Annotated in this window: 12 protein-coding genes; 6 read left to right on the forward strand and 6 right to left on the reverse strand. The window is 66.2% G+C overall.

Translation table 11 applies throughout. The features are described from left to right. Window positions 1-249 precede the first annotated feature (249 nt). Window positions 250-2,175, forward strand: coding sequence for an oligopeptide transporter, OPT family (locus EQZ23_RS08925; RefSeq protein ID WP_206364208.1), 1,926 nt, complete (start codon window positions 250-252; stop codon window positions 2,173-2,175). Between the two features lie 243 nt (window positions 2,176-2,418). Here the strand turns inward: EQZ23_RS08925 and EQZ23_RS08930 are convergent, their stop codons facing one another. The 3 genes from EQZ23_RS08930 to queF all read right to left on the reverse strand — a co-directional run bounded on the left by EQZ23_RS08930 (window position 2,419) and on the right by queF (window position 6,653). After that, window positions 2,419-3,702 (reverse strand): glycoside hydrolase family 130 protein, encoded by a 1,284-nt coding sequence (locus EQZ23_RS08930; RefSeq protein WP_128454093.1) that lies wholly within the window; start codon window positions 3,700-3,702, stop codon window positions 2,419-2,421. Window positions 3,703-3,765: 63 nt separating this feature from the next. Continuing rightward, window positions 3,766-6,048 (reverse strand): glycosyltransferase family 4 protein, encoded by a 2,283-nt coding sequence (locus EQZ23_RS08935; RefSeq protein WP_128454094.1) that lies wholly within the window; start codon window positions 6,046-6,048, stop codon window positions 3,766-3,768. Window positions 6,049-6,194: 146 nt separating this feature from the next. Further along, window positions 6,195-6,653 (reverse strand): preQ(1) synthase, encoded by a 459-nt coding sequence (gene queF / locus EQZ23_RS08940; RefSeq protein WP_128454095.1) that lies wholly within the window; start codon window positions 6,651-6,653, stop codon window positions 6,195-6,197. Window positions 6,654-6,816: 163 nt separating this feature from the next. Here queF and EQZ23_RS08945 point away from each other — a divergent pair, with 163 nt between their 5' ends. The 5 genes from EQZ23_RS08945 to EQZ23_RS08965 all read left to right on the forward strand — a co-directional run bounded on the left by EQZ23_RS08945 (window position 6,817) and on the right by EQZ23_RS08965 (window position 11,969). Further along, the gene (locus EQZ23_RS08945; RefSeq protein ID WP_128454096.1) at window positions 6,817-8,367 is read left to right on the forward strand and encodes a cryptochrome/photolyase family protein; all 1,551 of its coding nucleotides are present in this window, start codon (window positions 6,817-6,819) and stop codon (window positions 8,365-8,367) included. A 28-nt stretch (window positions 8,368-8,395) separates the two neighbouring features. Further along, entirely contained in the window at window positions 8,396-9,226 is an 831-nt protein-coding gene (locus EQZ23_RS08950; protein ID WP_128454097.1) for a sulfurtransferase, read from the forward strand. Beyond that, window positions 9,223-10,419 (forward strand): cystathionine beta-lyase, encoded by a 1,197-nt coding sequence (gene metC, locus EQZ23_RS08955; RefSeq protein WP_128454098.1) that lies wholly within the window; start codon window positions 9,223-9,225, stop codon window positions 10,417-10,419. The genes EQZ23_RS08950 and metC overlap by 4 nt, the downstream gene beginning before the upstream one ends. Before the next feature lie 79 nt (window positions 10,420-10,498). Further along, a complete protein-coding gene (locus EQZ23_RS08960; RefSeq protein WP_206364209.1) occupies window positions 10,499-10,867 on the forward strand; it encodes a hypothetical protein in 369 nt (122 codons plus the stop codon). Between the two features lie 250 nt (window positions 10,868-11,117). After that, on the forward strand, window positions 11,118-11,969 hold the full coding sequence (locus tag EQZ23_RS08965; protein ID WP_128454099.1) for a TorF family putative porin: 852 nt from the start codon (window positions 11,118-11,120) through the stop codon (window positions 11,967-11,969). 190 nt (window positions 11,970-12,159) lie between these two features. Here EQZ23_RS08965 and EQZ23_RS08970 read toward each other — a convergent pair whose 3' ends face one another. From EQZ23_RS08970 to EQZ23_RS08980, 3 genes are read right to left on the reverse strand one after another with little or no spacing between them, the layout of a single operon-like run. Next, a complete protein-coding gene (locus tag EQZ23_RS08970; RefSeq protein ID WP_128454100.1) occupies window positions 12,160-12,573 on the reverse strand; it encodes a DUF3035 domain-containing protein in 414 nt (137 codons plus the stop codon). Further along, window positions 12,566-13,069 (reverse strand): signal peptidase II, encoded by a 504-nt coding sequence (gene lspA / locus EQZ23_RS08975; RefSeq protein WP_128454101.1) that lies wholly within the window; start codon window positions 13,067-13,069, stop codon window positions 12,566-12,568. The genes EQZ23_RS08970 and lspA overlap by 8 nt, the downstream gene beginning before the upstream one ends. Then, window positions 13,062-16,040 carry an isoleucine--tRNA ligase gene (locus EQZ23_RS08980; RefSeq protein WP_128454102.1) on the reverse strand — a complete coding sequence of 993 codons (2,979 nt, stop codon included), beginning with the start codon at window positions 16,038-16,040 and terminating at the stop codon, window positions 13,062-13,064. Before EQZ23_RS08980 ends, lspA begins: the two co-directional genes overlap by 8 nt. Window positions 16,041-16,212: the final 172 nt, after the last annotated feature.

A 16,212-nucleotide genomic window follows, 5' to 3' on the forward strand; every position in this document is an offset into this window, starting at 1 on the left:
CACCGTGACGCAAACCAACGGCCGGTAGATCAAGCGGCACGGTGGATGCCGGAACGAGTCCGGCATGACGGTGGGGGTGATCGCCCGCGCTTCCTTGTTCTCACGCCTTGGCGGGAGAACACACTAGTGACGGTCGATACGGTTTCCTCTGGCCGCGCATCATGCCACAAGCTCTCAAAATTCATTGAGGCGGACTACATGAACGACGCGACACGGGGCGTAACCGGGACGGGCGCACCCGAAACGAGCATGCGCGAACTTACCTTCCGGGGCGTCGTACTCGGCGGGATCATCACGCTGCTCTTCACGGCGGCGAACGTCTATCTCGGGCTCAAGATCGGGCTGACCTTCGCGACGTCGATCCCGGCCGCGGTGATCTCGATGGCGGTGTTGCGGGCGTTCAAGGATTCAACGATCCTCGAGAACAACATCGTCCAGACGATCGCTTCGGCGGCGGGGACGCTGGCGGCGATCATCTTCGTGCTGCCGGGCCTCGTGATGATCGGCTGGTGGCAGGGCTTTCCGTTCTTCACCACCGCGGCGATCACGATGTTCGGCGGCGTGCTCGGCGTGCTGTTCTCGGTGCCGCTGCGGCGTGCGCTCGTCGTCGACACCGTGCTGCCGTATCCCGAAGGTCGCGCCGCAGCTGAGGTGCTCAAGGTCGGCGCGGGCAGTCGTGAGGGGGGCGAGGAGAGCGCGCGCGGGCTCGGCATCATCGTCGTCAACGCGGTCGTCTCGGCCGGGTTCGCGATCCTGACGCAGACCAAGCTGGTCGCCGCCGAGGCCGCGACGTATTTCCGGGTCGGCGCGGGTGCGACCGGGATCTCGGGCGGACTGTCGTTCGCGCTGCTCGGCGCGGGGCATCTGGTCGGCATCTCGGTCGGGATGGCGATGTTCGCCGGCGTCATCATCGGCTGGTGGATCGTGCTGCCGATCCTGACGTCTGGCGGGAGCATCACGGGCACCGCAGAGGTCATCGCGACCACCGTGTTCCGCTCGGACGTGCGGTTCTTCGGCGCGGGCGTGATCGGCGTTGCGGCGATCTGGACGTTGCTCAAGATCGCCGGGCCGGTGGTCGGCGGCGTGCGCTCGGCGCTGGCGGCATCGGCGGCCAAGCGCGGCGGCGTGGTGCTGGCGCTGGAGGAGCGCGACATTCCGATCGGGATCGTCGGGATCGCGTCGCTCGCGATGCTGGTGCCGATCGGCATCCTGCTCTGGACCGTGTTGCAGGGCGGGCCGTTGGAGGCGTCGGCGGTCGGACTTATCGCGGGCAGCCTCGTGTTCATCCTGGTCATCGGCCTCGTGATCGCGGCGGTGTGCGGGTACATGGCCGGGCTGATCGGTGCGTCGAATTCGCCGGTGTCGGGGATCGGCATCCTCGCCATCCTCGCCGCCTCGATCCTGCTGGTGTCGTGGTTCGGCCGCGCGGTCGAGCCCGGCACGACGCAGGCGCTGGTTGCTTACGGGCTGATCGTGACGGGGATCGTGTTCGGGATCGCGACGATCTCGAACGACAATCTGCAGGATCTGAAGACGGGCCAGCTCGTCGGCGCGACGCCTTGGAAGCAGCAGGTCGCCTTGCTGATCGGCGTGGTGTTCGGGTCGATCGTCGTGCCGCCGGTGTTGAATTTGCTGGGCAGCACGCTCGGGTTTGCGGGCGCGCCTGGGGCAGGGCCAAATGCGCTGGCGGCACCGCAGGCGGCGCTGATCTCGGCTCTCGCGAAGGGTGTGCTCGGGGGCAATCTCAACTGGGCGATGATCGGCTATGGCGCGCTGACCGGCGTGGTCGTGATCGCGGTCGACGAATTGCTCGGCAAGGCGGGCAAGCTGCGGTTGCCGCCGCTCGGTGTCGGGCTCGGCGTATATCTGCCGATGTCGGTGACGTTGCCCGTCACGATCGGCGCGGTCGTCGGCTATATGTACGACCGCTGGGCGGACCGCGCGCGCGACCCCGAGCTGGCCAAGCGGATGGGCGTGCTGACCGCGACGGGGATGATCGTCGGCGAGTCGCTGTGGGGCGTCGGGTTTGCGGGGATCGTGTACCTTACCAACAAGGAGACGCCGCTGGCGCTGGTCGGCGACGGGTTTGCGAGCGTTGCGCTGGTGGGCGGGACTCTGTTGTTCGCGGTGCTGACGTGGGTGATGTACCGGCGGACGATGGCAGCTTCGCGGTAGGGTCTAGAGCATAGAAAGTTTGTTTCCCCGCGAAGGCGGGGATCCAGACTGGTCTCTTGCCTTCGCGGGAGAACAAGATTTAAGCGTGACCCTGGTTTTATGCGTCTCCCCGGCGGAGGCCGGGGTCCAGTTGGGGGGCGATGCTAACTGAGCGATGCGCTTCGTTACTGCGACCTTGCCAACTGGGCCCCGGCCTTCGCCGGGGTGGTGCGTTGTGATGGGGTATGGGCTAACTCTTCCCCCTCACGCCATAGCGGCGAGCATGTCCTTGATCGGCACGAAGGCAAACCCCACGGAACTATCCGCGATCCCGTACGGCATGAAGATCGTGTCGCCATGCTTCAGCGCGCCGCAGCTATAGACCACGTTGGGGACATAGCCCTCGCGGTCCTGGTCCTTGGCGGCGAGGATCGGCTGCTTGGTGCGGCCGATCACCTTCGACGGGTCGTCCTTGTCGAGCAGCACCGCGCCGATCGAATATTTGCGCATCGCACCGACGCCGTGCGTCAGCAGCAGCCAGCCCTGGTCGAGCTCGATCGGCGGGCCGCAATTGCCGATCTGGACCAGCTCCCACGGATATTCGGGCGTCAGGATCTTCTCGCCGTCGTCCCAGTCGGTCAGCGTGTCGGACTTGAGCAGAAACAGGTTCTCGCCGTCCTGCCGGCCGATCATCATATACTGGCCGTTCACCTTGCGGGGGAACAGCGCCATGCCCTTGTTGCGCGCGGCCGGGCCGGTCATCGGCACCAGATCGAACGCCCGGAAATCGCGCGTCCGCATCAGCTCGGACTGGATCACCGAGCCGTTATACGCGGTGTATGTGCCGATCCACTCATAGTCGCCGTTCTCGTGCTGGAACCGGACGATGCGCAGATCCTCGAGGCCCTTCGACTGCGCCTGCGTGATCGGGAAGATCACCGTGCCGCTGAGCGTGCTGTCGCGGTGGCGATAGACGGTGACGGGGCCCTCGGGCATCTCGTCCTCGCCACTGCCGACCGCATCGGTCGCGGTCGCGAACGGCGGCTCGGGGGCGAGCTTCATCTGGTTTTCGCAGGTGATGATGCCCTCGCGGAACGCCACCGACGAGATGTGACCTTCGCCGACCGCACGCAGCGACATGAGGATACGCATCGACCCCGGCGGCATGCCCGACTGGTCGAAATGCGGCACCGCGCTGGGGTTCATCAGCGCGGCGGCGGCATAACTGTACTCGTGGCAGAAATACGCGCCGATCAGCTGGCGCTTCTCGTCGCCGATCTCGGCGCCGTCGAGCCCGAGCATGTCCTCAATCTGGTCGTAGCGGGTCATGAACACGCGCCGCGTCTGCCAGTGACGGGCCTCGAAATCCTTCAGCACGACTTCGAGCTGCGCGCGCGCCTGGGCGGGCGACATCTCCAGCACTTCGCCGACGAGCCGCTCGGTCCGGCTCGGCGCGCCGCCATTGCCCGCCCACGCTATGTGGAACGGCCGCACGACGACACGCGAAGGGTCCGCGTGCAGCCGCAGCTGGTGGTTGAACAGATCCATCGTAGCAGTGCCCCGCGTCGTTCCACTCAGCGCATCGCGGCGAGCGGGGCTGTGAACAGTCCGCTAGGCGACGACGCGGGTCGCTCCTGCCACGCTTTGCGCTGCCTTTGATACCCCCGAAATCGCGCAACTTGCGAGTTGCAGCGCCAAAATCGACTCCGCGCCCTGATTTCGGTTGAGCCCGGTCGGCATCAGGCCGTCGTAACAGCCACCATCGGCGACGCTGGCGAGCGGCAGGTCGAGGTCGTTCGCGCCGAGGAACCAGCCATAGGCGCGCTGCGCTTCGTCATGCCAGCGCATGTCGCCGGTTGCCTCGAACGCCGCCGCGCATGCGTCGACCGTGGCCTGCGCCTCCAGCGGCTGCTGATCGAACTGCAACGGATCCGCATAAGGCCGGTTGAAGCTCTCCGACCCGACCGCGCGGAAACGGCCCTCGGGCGAAGTCTGCTTGGCGACGATCCAGTCGAGCGTGGCGAGCCCGCAATCGATCAGGTCATGCCGGTCGAGCGCTTGCCCGGCCCGGATCAGCGCCTGCGGAAGACGCGTGTTGTCATAGGCGAGAACGATCTCGAACCACTGCCATTCCGGGCGGCGTGCCTTGGCGAGCAGGTCGAGATGCACCTTGGGGAAGGCTTCGAGGATCGACAGCGACAGTTGATGGCCAGGCTTGGCCTCCAGCATCGCCGCCGCGCCGAGCATCGCGAACGCCTGCGCGCGGAGGCTGCCGAGTTCGAGCGCCATCGACGCGGTCGAATCGAACATCGCCGTCGCCCAGTCGCGGTGCTTGGCCGCCTGCGCATCGCGTGCGGTAACGCCGAGCGACCAGAGCGTGCGACCGTTCGAATCCTCCGAACCCGCATCCTCGCACCAAGTGCGATCGAAGTTCATGAAGTTGCGGAAACGGCGCGTGTCCGGGTTCCAGGCGTATTGCACGAACGACGCATAGATCGTCATCCACTTGTCGCGCGTCACCCCATCGATAACTGAGTCGAGATCGGGCAGCGCGCTCATCAGCATCAGCGCGCGGCAATTGTCGTCGATGCAATAGCCGTGGCGACGATCGGGGATCGAATAGATCGAATGCTGGAGCATGCCGGTCGAATCGCTCATCCGCTCGACCGCGGCGAAGTCAGGGATCAGCGGCTTGAGGGGCGCCGGCACCGTGGCGAGGCGAAAAGGGCGCGCCGCCACGATCGCACGGATCTCCGCCATCATCGCCTCGGCGAGCTTCGGCCAGATCATCGTCCGGCCACGCGCATAGGCGCGCTCGGCCAGACGGTTGCGATCGCGATCGTTCGACATCAGCGCGTCGATCTCGCGTGCAAACGCATCGACGTCGCCGAACGGCACGAGCACGCCGTGACCATCCGCGAGGATCTCGGTCGCATGGACATAAGGCGTCGAGATGACCGGCTTGCCGACGCCGATCGCATAGCTGAGCGTCCCCGACGTGATCTGCGCAGGGTTGGTGTAAGGCGTCACATAGACGTCCGCCGCCTGGAGATAGTCGAGGAGTTCGCCATGCTCGAGAAATGCGTCGACGAACGCGATATTGCCGGCAACGCCCTTCTCGGACGCAAGCGCCTTCAGCTTGTCGCGATACTTCTCGCCTTCATGCGCGACGAGGTTCGGATGCGTGGCACCGAGCACCACGTACAGCAGGTCGGGATGCTTCGCGATCACCGCGGGCAGCGCGTTGATGACCGTCTCGATGCCCTTGTTGGGGGCGAGCAGGCCGAACGTCAGCATGACCTTGCGGCCCTGCCAGCCGAACTTGCCCTTGAGCGCGGCAGGATCGAGCAGATCGCGATCGGGCACGCCGTGCGGAATCATGACGATCTGGCGCGAGTTGGCGCCGTAGACGCGCTGCAGGATCTCGCGGCCGCGCTCGGCCATCACCACCACGCGCGCTGCGCGGCGGAGCAGGCCTTCGAGTACGCGACGCTGGTCCGCGTTGGGCTTTTCGAGGATCGTGTGCAGCGTGACGATCACGGGCAGCGTCGTGCGATCGAGCAGCGCGAGGATATGCTCGCCGGCGGGGCCGCCGAAGATGCCATATTCGTGCTGGAGCCAGATCGCCTGCGCGCCGCTCGCCTCGATCTTGCGCGCGGTGTCGATATACGCGGACAGATCGGGCTCGGGAATCGTCCCGGTGACTTCGGCCGGATAGTCGTATTTGCCGGGGTGATCGTCCATCGCGTAGACGTCGACGGCGATCTCGGGATAGCGCGCACGCATGGCCGTGAAAACGTCGGTCGTGAAGGTGGCGAGCCCGCACTGTCTCGGCAGGAAATTGCCGATCAGCGCCAGTCGCGCGATATTCCCACCGTCCGCCGGTTTCACCATACCCTGTCCCTCGTTTGAGCGCGTAACCGGGGCATACCCAAGTCGCGTATCTATTCGAACGGTTCAGGTAGCATAAAGTTTCGCTACATACTGCAGTGCAGCATGGGATTAATGGTAATCTCCATCAATATCGCCTTATCAGCGACTTAGCCGCGCCCACGATACGAGGCGACGCCCTGGTCGGGCAGCCACAGATCGTGCGGCGGTGCACTCGACTGCCAGAACACGTCGATCGGGATCCCGCCGCGCGGATACCAGTATCCGCCGATGCGCAGCCACACCGGTTTCATCTCGTCGAACAGGCGCTCGCCGATGCCGACGGTGCAGTCCTCGTGGAAGCCGGCATGATTGCGGAAGCTGCTGAGGAACAGCTTCAGCGACTTGGATTCGACGATCGTCTCGCCCGGCACATAGTCGATCACGAGGTGCGCGAAGTCGGGCTGTCCGGTGACCGGGCAGAGCGACGTGAACTCGGGCGCCGCGAACCGCACCAGATACGTCCGGCCCGACCGGGGGTTCGGGACGTAGTCGAGCACGGCCTCTTCAGGAGAGGCGGGGAGGGCGCTGTTCTGGCCCAGATGCAATGGGTTGGCGGGTGCGGTCATGATGCGCCATGTAGGACGCGATTCGGATGACGCAAAGTGGGTGATACTTCTTCCGTCATGCCGGGCTCGTTCCGGCATCCACCCGTCCGCGGACTCCACGGGCGGCGGGTATGCGGAACGGTGGACCCCGGAACAGGTCCGGGGTGACGGAGGGTTTTGGACAATGACAATCACGACGCTCGTGCCGATCCTCGGCGACCAGCTCACGATCGACCTCGCCTCGCTGCGCGACCGCGATCCCGCGACGACGATCGTGCTGATGATGGAGGTCGCCGACGAGACGACCTATGTCCGTCACCACAAGCGCAAGATCGCCTATATCCTGTCGGCGATGCGACATCATGCCGAGGCGTTGCGCGCGGCGGGCTGGACGGTGGAATACACGCGGCTCGACGATCCCGACAATGCGGGCAGCTTCACCGGCGAGATCGCGCGCGCGGTCGAGCGGCATGACCCCGAGCGGATCGTCGTCACCGAGGGCGGCGAATGGCGCGTCATGGCAATGCTCGAAAGCTGGGAGACGCTGTTCGGCATCCCCGTCGCGATCCGCAGCGACGACCGCTTCCTGGCCAGCCATGCCGATTTCGAGACCTGGGCAGCGGAGCGCAAATCGCTGACGATGGAATGGTTCTACCGCCAGATGCGGACGCGCACCGGGCTGTTGATGACCGACGGCAAGCCCGAGGGCGATCGCTGGAACTTCGACAAGGAGAACCGCAAGCCTGCCAAGAACGACCTGCTGATGCCGCGCCCGCTGGTGTTCGCGCCGGACGCGATCACGCAAGACGTGCTGGCGCTGGTGGCCGACCGGTTCGCCGACCATCCGGGGAGTCTCGATGGGTTCGACTATGCGGTGACCGCGCCGGATGCCGAGCGTCAGGCCGCCAATTTCTTCCGCCACGCGCTGCGGCAGTTCGGCGATTACGAGGATGCGATGCTGACCGGCGAGCGGCATCTGTGGCACTCGATCCTGTCGCCCTACATCAATTCGGGGCTGCTCGATCCGCTCGATTTGTGCAGGCGGGCGGAGGCGGAATATCGCGCGGGCCGCGCGCCGCTCAACGCGGTCGAGGGCTATATCCGCCAGATCATCGGCTGGCGCGAATATATGCGCGGGATCTACTGGCGCGAGGGGCCCGACTATGTCGAGCGCAACTTCCTCGACCACCACCGCGAGCTCCCCGGCTGGTACTGGACCGGCGAGACCGACATGCATTGCCTGCGCGAAGCGATCGGCCAGACACTGGAGACCGCGCACGCCCACCATATCCAGCGGCTGATGGTGACAGGCAATTTCGCGCTGCTGATCGGCGCGGACCCGGCCAAGGTCCATAAATGGTACCTCGAGGTGTATGTCGACGCGTATGAATGGGTCGAGCTGCCCAACACGCTGGGCATGAGCCAGTTCGGCGATGGGGGGCTGCTCGGGTCCAAGCCGTATATCTCGTCGGGCGCGTATATCGACCGGATGTCCGATTATTGCGGGCAATGCCGGTACAAGGTGAAGCAGCGGATCGGGCCCGATGCGTGCCCGTTCAACGCGCTCTACTGGGATTTCCTCGCGCGACACGAGGACAAGCTCGGGCGCAACAACCGGCTCGCGATGCCGTATCGCAACTGGCACAAGCAGACCGAGGCGGACCGGGACGCGACGCGCGCGCAGGCAGCTGGATTCCTCGCCTCCCTCGACGCGAGCGGCGAGGCTGGGTACTGACTCGGAGCATACTCACGGAGGGCTTGGCATGGACGCGTTGGTGACCACCGAATGGCTGGCGAGCGAACTCGGCGCGAGCGATCTGCGGATCGTCGACGCGACCTACGCCGAGGGACGCGATGCGGCGGCGGAATATGAGGCGGCGCATATCCCCGGCGCGGTGTTCATGAACCTGGCCGAGTTGCGCGATACCGACAGCGACCTGCCCAACATGCTGCCGTCCGCCGACAAGTTCGCGAGCCGGATGCAGACGCCGGGCCTCGGCGATGGCAGCCGGATCGTGCTGTACGACACATCGCCCTGGCATACGGCGGCGCGCGCGTGGTGGATGCTGCGACTGTTCGGCGCGCACAACGTCGCGATCCTCGATGGCGGGCTCACCAAATGGCAGGCCGAGGGGCGCAAGATCGCCAGCGGCAAGGAAACGCTACGGCATCGGCATTTCACCGTGTGGGCCGATCTGAACGGCGTGCGCGATCTCGACCAGATGAAGGCGAACATCGACAGCGGCGCTGAGCAGGTGCTCGACGCCCGCTCTGCGGCGCGCTTCACCGGCGAGGAAAGCGACCCGCGGCCGAGCATCGCGGCGGGGCATATCCCGGGGGCGAGGAATCTGCCCTACGGCGCGGTGTTCGACGCCAACGGGACGTGGAAGACCGGCGATGCATTGAAGGTCGAATTCGAGAAGGCCGGAGTCGACCTGTCCAAGCCGCTCGTCACCACCTGCGGTTCGGGGATTACCGCCTCCGTGCTCGCGTTCGGCGCGCATCTGCTCGGCAACGAGGCGGCGTTGTACGATGGCAGCTGGTCCGAATGGGGCGGCGATCCGTCCACGCCTAAAGCGACAGGACCTGCATGAGCGATATCGACAAGCCGGTCGGCGATGCGACCAAGGTGGTCAACGCCGGACGCCGCCCCGAATGGACGCAGGGGATTGTCAGTCCTCCCGTCTGGCGCGCCTCGACGATCCTCTACGATTCGGTCGGCCATCTCCGCGAAAGCGCGTCACGCGATACGCATCACCGGCTGTTCTACGGGCGAAAGGGCACGCCGACGCAGTGGAGCCTCGCCGACGCGCTGACCTCGCTGGAGCCCGGCGCGGAGGGGACGTTCCTCTATTGCTCGGGCGTCGCGGCGGTCGCGGCGGCGTTGCTGTCGGTGCTGTCGCCGGGCGACGAGCTGTTGCTGGTCGACAGCGCCTATGACCCGACGCGCGGGATCGCCAACGGGCTGCTCAAGCGGTTCGGGATCACGACGCGCTATTATGACCCGCTGATCGGTGCGGGCATCGTCGACCTGATCGGCGAAAACACGCGCGCGATCTTCATGGAAAGCCCGGGCTCCTTGAGCTTCGAGGTGCAGGACGTTCCCGCGATCGTCGCCGCCGCGAAGGCTGCGGGCGTCACGACCCTGCTCGACAACACCTGGGCGACGCCGCTGTTCTTCCCCGCGATCGAACACGGCGTCGACCTCACGATTCTCGCCTGCACGAAATACGTCGTCGGCCATTCGGACGTGATGCTCGGCTCGGTCACCGCCGGCCCCGGCCATTTCAAGAAACTGCGCGAGACGAGCTTTCAGCTCGGGCAGGTGGCCAGCCCCGACGATTGCTGGCTGGGTAGCCGCGGCCTGCGGACGATGGCGATTCGCTTGGCCCAGCACCAGTCGAGCGCGCTGACGATCGCCAAATGGCTGCAATCGCGCCCCGAAGTCGCGCAGGTCCTTCACCCCGCGCTTCCGGAGTGCCCCGGCCACGACCACTTCGTCCGCGACTTCAAAGGCTCGAGCGGCCTGTTCTCGTTCGTCTTGAACGGTGGAGACGAGGCGGCACGCGCCGCGCTGATCGACGCGCTCGACCTGTTCGGCATAGGCTATAGCTGGGGCGGCTTCGAAAGCCTCGCCATCCCCGCCGACCCGCACCGCCACCGCACCGTCACCGAGCGCGCCGCCGCCGGCCCCATGGTCCGCCTCCAGATCGGCCTCGAAGACCCCGCCGACCTGATAGCCGACCTGGAGGCAGGGTTAGCGGCATTCGCAACCGTCCGAGGCTAGGGCCCGCCACGGCATATAGCTGCCGTTCAGGACCCTCGGTCTAGGAGGCTCGTCCCACGTCGATGTCCGGGAGGCGAGTGTGAACTATACGGCGTTCATCGTTCTGGCACTGGTTGCCACAGGGGTCGGCGCGCAGCCTCCGAGACAGGATTATCCCGGTTGCAACCTCGCCGAACAGCACCGCGTGACGGGCGAGATCGGGGGATCGATCATCGACGCGCGGCAAGCCCATATCTCGGTGCGTGCGAACATCCTGCAGGCCGATATCGGTACTGCTCGCAAGGCCCGTCGGCTGACGGAATCCCAGTCAGACCGACTCTGGCGGCGGGTGGATGGGGTTCGCAAGGCGGCGGACGGCTACGTCCACAGGCAGGACTTCCTGAGCGCTGCCGAACGCGCAAGCTACGACCGCGAGCTCGACCGGATCGCACGGCCCGTTTGCCGGTAACGCAGAATCGACCGTTTGCGCATCGGGATGCACTGCCTTCGCGACGCGCAACACAGCACGGTGTGTCTGTTGCGCAACATGTGTGGTGTCAAACCTGGATTGTACGCAAGATTCGCTTGTGCGTCACACCATGGACTGTCACACATTCGTCACCGCAGGAAAGACCGCACTCGGAGGCTGATGCCTCGATAGATGCGGCGTCCGCGGTTGCAGGCGGGGACATCGACTTTCCAGTATCGAAAGGGAAACGATGCGCTTCACCACACTTCTTCTCGGCGGCATCGCATTGGCCGCTGCTACCCCCGCGTTCGCACAGGACGAGGCTACCGCACCGCCTAAGGACGTTACCGTCTCGGGTTCGGTCGGGCTCGTCAGCGATTACCGCTTCCGCGGCGTATCGCAGTCGGACGAGAACCTCGCCATCCAGGGCGGCATCACCATCGCGCACAAGAGCGGCCTGTATATCGGCACCTGGGGATCGAACCTCGCCGGCTGGGGCACGTTCGGCGGCGCCAACATGGAGCTCGATCTGATCGCGGGCTACAAGGTCCCGGTCGGCGGCGGTACGCTCGACGTCGGCGCGACGTGGTACATGTACCCGTCGGGCTTCAACAACACCGACTTCATCGAACCCTATGCCAAGCTGTCGGGCACCGCCGGCCCTGTCGCGCTGACCGCGGGCGTCGCCTATGCCCCCAAGCAGCAGGCGCTCGGTCCCTGGTATAGCAGCGGTGCTTCGGTGGCGGTCGGCTATGACCGCGTGAACGCCAAGGATTCGAACCTGTATCTGTGGGGCGACGTCAGCAGCGGCGTTCCCAATACCGGGCTGACCGTGAAGGCCCATGTCGGCTATTCGAACGGCAATAAGGGCCTCGGGCCGTTCGCGACCAGCGTGTCGCCGACCGGTGAATATTGGGACTGGCTGTTCGGCGCGGATTACGTGATCCCGTCGACCCCGCTCACGCTGGGCGTGGCGTATGTCGATACCGACATCGGCAAGGGCGAGTCGGCCTACCTCCAGCCAAGCTTCAGCCGCGGCCAGGACGGCAACGGCTCGATCGCCAACGGCAAGGTGCTCGTCTCGCTGACCGCGGCGTTCTGATCCTGGGCCGAGACAGTCCGGATAGCTCCGGACTGTCTCGTCACGGGATTGCACGCCAAATCTTGTTTCCCCGCGAAGGCGGGGACCCAGACTCGGCTTCCGCCTTCGCGGGAGAACAAGGAACGTGGATAGTAACGAAAAAGGGCGGCCCCGTGAGGAGCCGCCCTTTTCGTCGGTCGGTAAACCCCGATCAGTTCGCGGACGTGCGCGCGTCCTGGCCGTCGCCCTCAGGCGCCGCGACGATATCCCGCGTCGTCGAGCCCTTGTCGACCACGGTCGTGCCCGGATCGCCGACGCTCGAGCGGATGCCCGGGTCGTCGCTGTCCGCCCCGGCATCGTTCAGCACACCGGTCTCGGCCGCACTGCGCGCCGCGGTGCCGCCGAACAGTGCGTCGAGCGTCTGGGCGTTGGCGGCGGTATCCTGCGGGCGGGCGGCGCCGGGCTGCGGCGGCACCAGCGCGAAGTCGGGCGGGATCACCAGCGGTGCCTGGCGCGCAACGGCGAACTCGTCCGGGCGCGCGCGATCGAGGCTTCGGCCTGCACCGCACCCCGAAAGGAGGGCGACGCTCGCCAGACCGGCAGCCAGGGGCACAAACTTACGCATGGGAATTCTCCACAGGGGGCTTCTCGCGCACGAGCAGCGCCCGAACAAGCAGGACGAGCACGCCGACAGTAATCGCTGCATCGGCGACATTGAAGACCAAAAACGGACGCCACTCGCCGATATGCAGGTCAGCGAAATCGACGACATAGCCGAGCCGGATCCGGTCGAGGATATTGCCGACCGCGCCGCCCAGCACAAAGCCTAGCGCGACCTGGTCGGCGGGGTTCTTCTCGCGCGTCATCCACACCCCGACGCCGACCGCGATCGCGCCGGTCAGCAGCACCAGTGCCCAGCGGGTCAGGTGACCGTCGGCGGGGAGGAGGCCAAGCGAGATGCCGATGTTGGGCACGAAACGCAGGTCGAAGAACGACGTGAGCGTCCGCGCATCGCCCAGCGAATCGATTCCGAGCGGCCCCGTGACCGCCCATTTACTGAGCTGATCGGCGAGGAAGAGCGCAATCGCCGCGCCGAAACCGGCCTTGGGGAGGTTACGCATGCGCCACGACCTTCTCGCACCGGTCGCAGAGATCGCCGTCGACCGTCACCTCGGGGAGGTGACGCCAGCAGCGGCCGCATTTGTGGAAGTCGGTGCGGGTGACCGTGACACCGTCGCCCGGCGTGACCTTGGCGACGATGAACGCCTCGGCCAGCGCGTCTGCGTCGAGCAGCATCGAGGGCACGGTGATCTCGGCCTCGAGGCTGGAGCGCACGGTCTTTTCGCGGCGCAACGGCTCGATCGCCTCGGTGACGGCCTCGCGCAACTGGCGGATCTCATGCCATTTGCTGCCAACGACGTCGTCGGCGTCGAGCGACGGCAGCGCCGGCCATTCGAGATAGTGCACCGAGCTGTCCTCGCTCGGGAAGCGCGACTGCCACACTTCCTCTGCGGTGAAGCACAGCACCGGCGCGGCGTAGCGGACCAGCGCGTGGAACAGCACGTCGAGCACCGTCCGGTACGACCGGCGCTTGATGTCGCTCGGGGCGTCGCAATAGAGCGAGTCCTTGCGGATATCGAAAAAGAACGCGGACAGGTCCTCGTTCGCGAAGTCGGTCAGCAGGCGCGTGTAGCGGTTGAACTCATACGCCTCGGCCGCCTGGCGCAGCTCGGTGTCGATCATCCGCAAGCGGTGGAGGACGTAGCGCTCCAGCTCGGGCATGTCGGCGACCGCGACGCGCTCGGAGTCGTCGAAGCCTTCGAGTGCGCCGAGCATGTAGCGGAACGTGTTGCGCAGTTTGCGATACGCATCGGAGGCGGTGGCGAGCACCTCCTTGCCGATCTTCACGTCGTCGAAATAGTCGGTCGACGCGACCCACATGCGCAGGATGTCCGCGCCGGACTCGCCGATGATCTTGAGCGGATCGACCACGTTGCCGAGCGACTTCGACATCTTCCGGCCCTGGCCGTCGAGCGCGAAGCCGTGGGTGAGGACCGCGTCATACGGCGCCCGCCCGCGTGTGCCGCAGCTTTCGAGCAGCGACGACTGGAACCAGCCGCGATGCTGGTCCGAGCCTTCGAGATACAGGTTGGCGCGGGTGCCCTCGCCGTAGCGTTCCTCGACGGTGAAGACGTGCGTGCAGCCGGAGTCGAACCAGACGTCGAGGATGTCCTTCACGACCTCGTAATCGGCGAGGTCGTAGTCGGGGCCGAGCAGCGCCTGGTGACCGTCGGCGTACCACGCGTCGGCGCCGTGTTCGCGGAAGGCGGCGATGATGCGCGCGTTGACGGCAGGGTCGTTGAGATACTGGCCGGTGGCGCGGTTCACGAACAGCGCGATCGGGACGCCCCAGGCGCGCTGGCGCGAGATCACCCAGTCGGGGCGGCCCTGCACCATCGCCGTGATCCGGTTCTCCGCGCGCGCGGGGATCCAGGTGGTCGCGGCGATCGCGTCGAGCGCGATTTCGCGGAGCGTGGCGCCGTTGCCTTCTTCTGCTCCTGCTCCCCTCCCGCTTGCGGGAGGGGTTGGGGGAGGGGAGGCGTCGAGCGCAGCATTTGCGGCACTGCCCTCCCCTAACCCCTCCCGCAAGCGGGAGGGGGACTCGGTGTCGCTCCGGTCCATCGGGATGAACCATTGCGGGGTCGCGCGGAAGATCACCTTGGCCTTCGACCGCCACGAATGCGGATAGCTGTGCTTGAAGTCGTCGCTCGCCGCCAGCAACGCGCCGGCTTCGCGCAGGTCCGAACAGATCGGGCCGTCCGCACCCACGAACTTCTTGTTGATGACCGAGCCTTGCCCGCCAAGCCACGCCCAGTCGGCGCGGTACATCCCCGCGCCGTCGACCGCGAAGACCGGGTCGAGGCCGTATTGCTTGCAGAGTTCGAAATCGTCCTCGCCGTGATCCGGCGCCATGTGGACGAGCCCGGTGCCCGCGTCGGTCGTAACGAACTCACCGGGGAGGAACGGGCGCGGCTTTGCGAAGAACCCGCCGAGGGCGTGCATCGGGTGACGCGCGGTTGCGTCGGCGAGGGCAGAACCCTTTCCGCGCCAAAGGATGGCAGCGCCACCCTCTTCCCCGTCACCCCGGCGGACGCCGGGGCCCACGTCGCCAAGGTCTCCCGCGTGGGTAAGTGGGTCCTGGCTTCCGCCGGGATGACGGGAGGGTAGGGTACGGGCAGAAAAGCTTTCGATCAGCGCCTCTGCGATCAAGAAACGACGATCGCCGTCCGCGACCAGCACATACTCGATCTCGGGCCCATAGCTCAGCGCCTGGTTCACCGGGATCGTCCACGGCGTCGTCGTCCAGATCACCGCATGCGCGCCGACCAGTTCGGGTGCGTTCGGCGCCTCGACGATCTCGAACGCGACGTCGATCTGCGTGGACACGATGTCCTCATACTCGACCTCGGCCTCGGCGAGCGCGGTCTTTTCGACCGGCGACCACATCACGGGCTTGGCGCCGCGGTACAGCTGGCCGCTCTCGGCGAACTTCAGCAGTTCGCCGACGATCGTTGCCTCGGCGTCGTACTTCATCGTCAGGTACGGATCGGCCCAGTCGCCCATCACGCCGAGCCGCGCGAACTCGTCCTTCTGCACGGCCACCCATTTCTCGGCATAGGCGCGGCATTCGGCGCGGAACTGGTCGACGGGGACGTCGTCCTTGTTCAGCTTCTTCGCGCGATACGCTTCCTCGACCTTCCACTCGATCGGCAGGCCGTGGCAGTCCCAGCCGGGGACGTAGGGCGCGTCCTTGCCCATCAGGGTCTGCGAGCGGACGATGATGTCCTTCAGCACCTTGTTCATGGCGTGACCCATGTGGATGTCGCCGTTCGCGTAGGGCGGGCCGTCGTGCAGGATGAACCGCTCGCGCCCGAGCCGCTGTTCGCGCAACCGGTCGTAGATGCCGAGCTTGGCCCAGCGCTCGAGGATCGCCGGCTCCTTGGCGGCGAGGCCCGCCTTCATCGGGAAGTCGGTCTTCGGCAGGAAGACGGTGTCGCGGTAATCGCGGGCGGGCGTGGGAGCGTCGGTCATAGGTGGGGCGGGCTGTAGCGCGTCCGGTGTTGCGCGTCACCCCGGCCGTTGTGCGCACCTATGCTACACTCCCGAGCCTCCCACTTCCGTCACCCCAGCGAAAGCTCGGGTCTCGCGCGGCAAGGGTGCGCTTTCGTTACGGGGATACCCCAGCTTTCGCTGGGGTGACGGG

The organism is Sphingomonas sp. UV9 (genome assembly GCF_004101245.1).
Classification (GTDB): Bacteria; Pseudomonadota; Alphaproteobacteria; order Sphingomonadales; family Sphingomonadaceae; genus Sphingomonas.

Coding starts and splice junctions, on each gene's coding strand:
- queF (WP_128454095.1), bottom strand. CDS start 6,653: ATGACCGCACCCGCCAACCCATTGCATCTGGGCCAGAACAGCGCCCTC.
- EQZ23_RS08925 (WP_206364208.1), top strand. CDS start 250: ATGCGCGAACTTACCTTCCGGGGCGTCGTACTCGGCGGGATCATCACG.
- EQZ23_RS08935 (WP_128454094.1), bottom strand. CDS start 6,048: ATGGTGAAACCGGCGGACGGTGGGAATATCGCGCGACTGGCGCTGATC.
- EQZ23_RS08965 (WP_128454099.1), top strand. CDS start 11,118: ATGCGCTTCACCACACTTCTTCTCGGCGGCATCGCATTGGCCGCTGCT.
- EQZ23_RS08930 (WP_128454093.1), bottom strand. CDS start 3,702: ATGGATCTGTTCAACCACCAGCTGCGGCTGCACGCGGACCCTTCGCGT.
- EQZ23_RS08970 (WP_128454100.1), bottom strand. CDS start 12,573: ATGCGTAAGTTTGTGCCCCTGGCTGCCGGTCTGGCGAGCGTCGCCCTC.
- EQZ23_RS08950 (WP_128454097.1), top strand. CDS start 8,396: ATGGACGCGTTGGTGACCACCGAATGGCTGGCGAGCGAACTCGGCGCG.
- EQZ23_RS08945 (WP_128454096.1), top strand. CDS start 6,817: ATGACAATCACGACGCTCGTGCCGATCCTCGGCGACCAGCTCACGATC.
- EQZ23_RS08980 (WP_128454102.1), bottom strand. CDS start 16,040: ATGACCGACGCTCCCACGCCCGCCCGCGATTACCGCGACACCGTCTTC.
- metC (WP_128454098.1), top strand. CDS start 9,223: ATGAGCGATATCGACAAGCCGGTCGGCGATGCGACCAAGGTGGTCAAC.
- lspA (WP_128454101.1), bottom strand. CDS start 13,069: ATGCGTAACCTCCCCAAGGCCGGTTTCGGCGCGGCGATTGCGCTCTTC.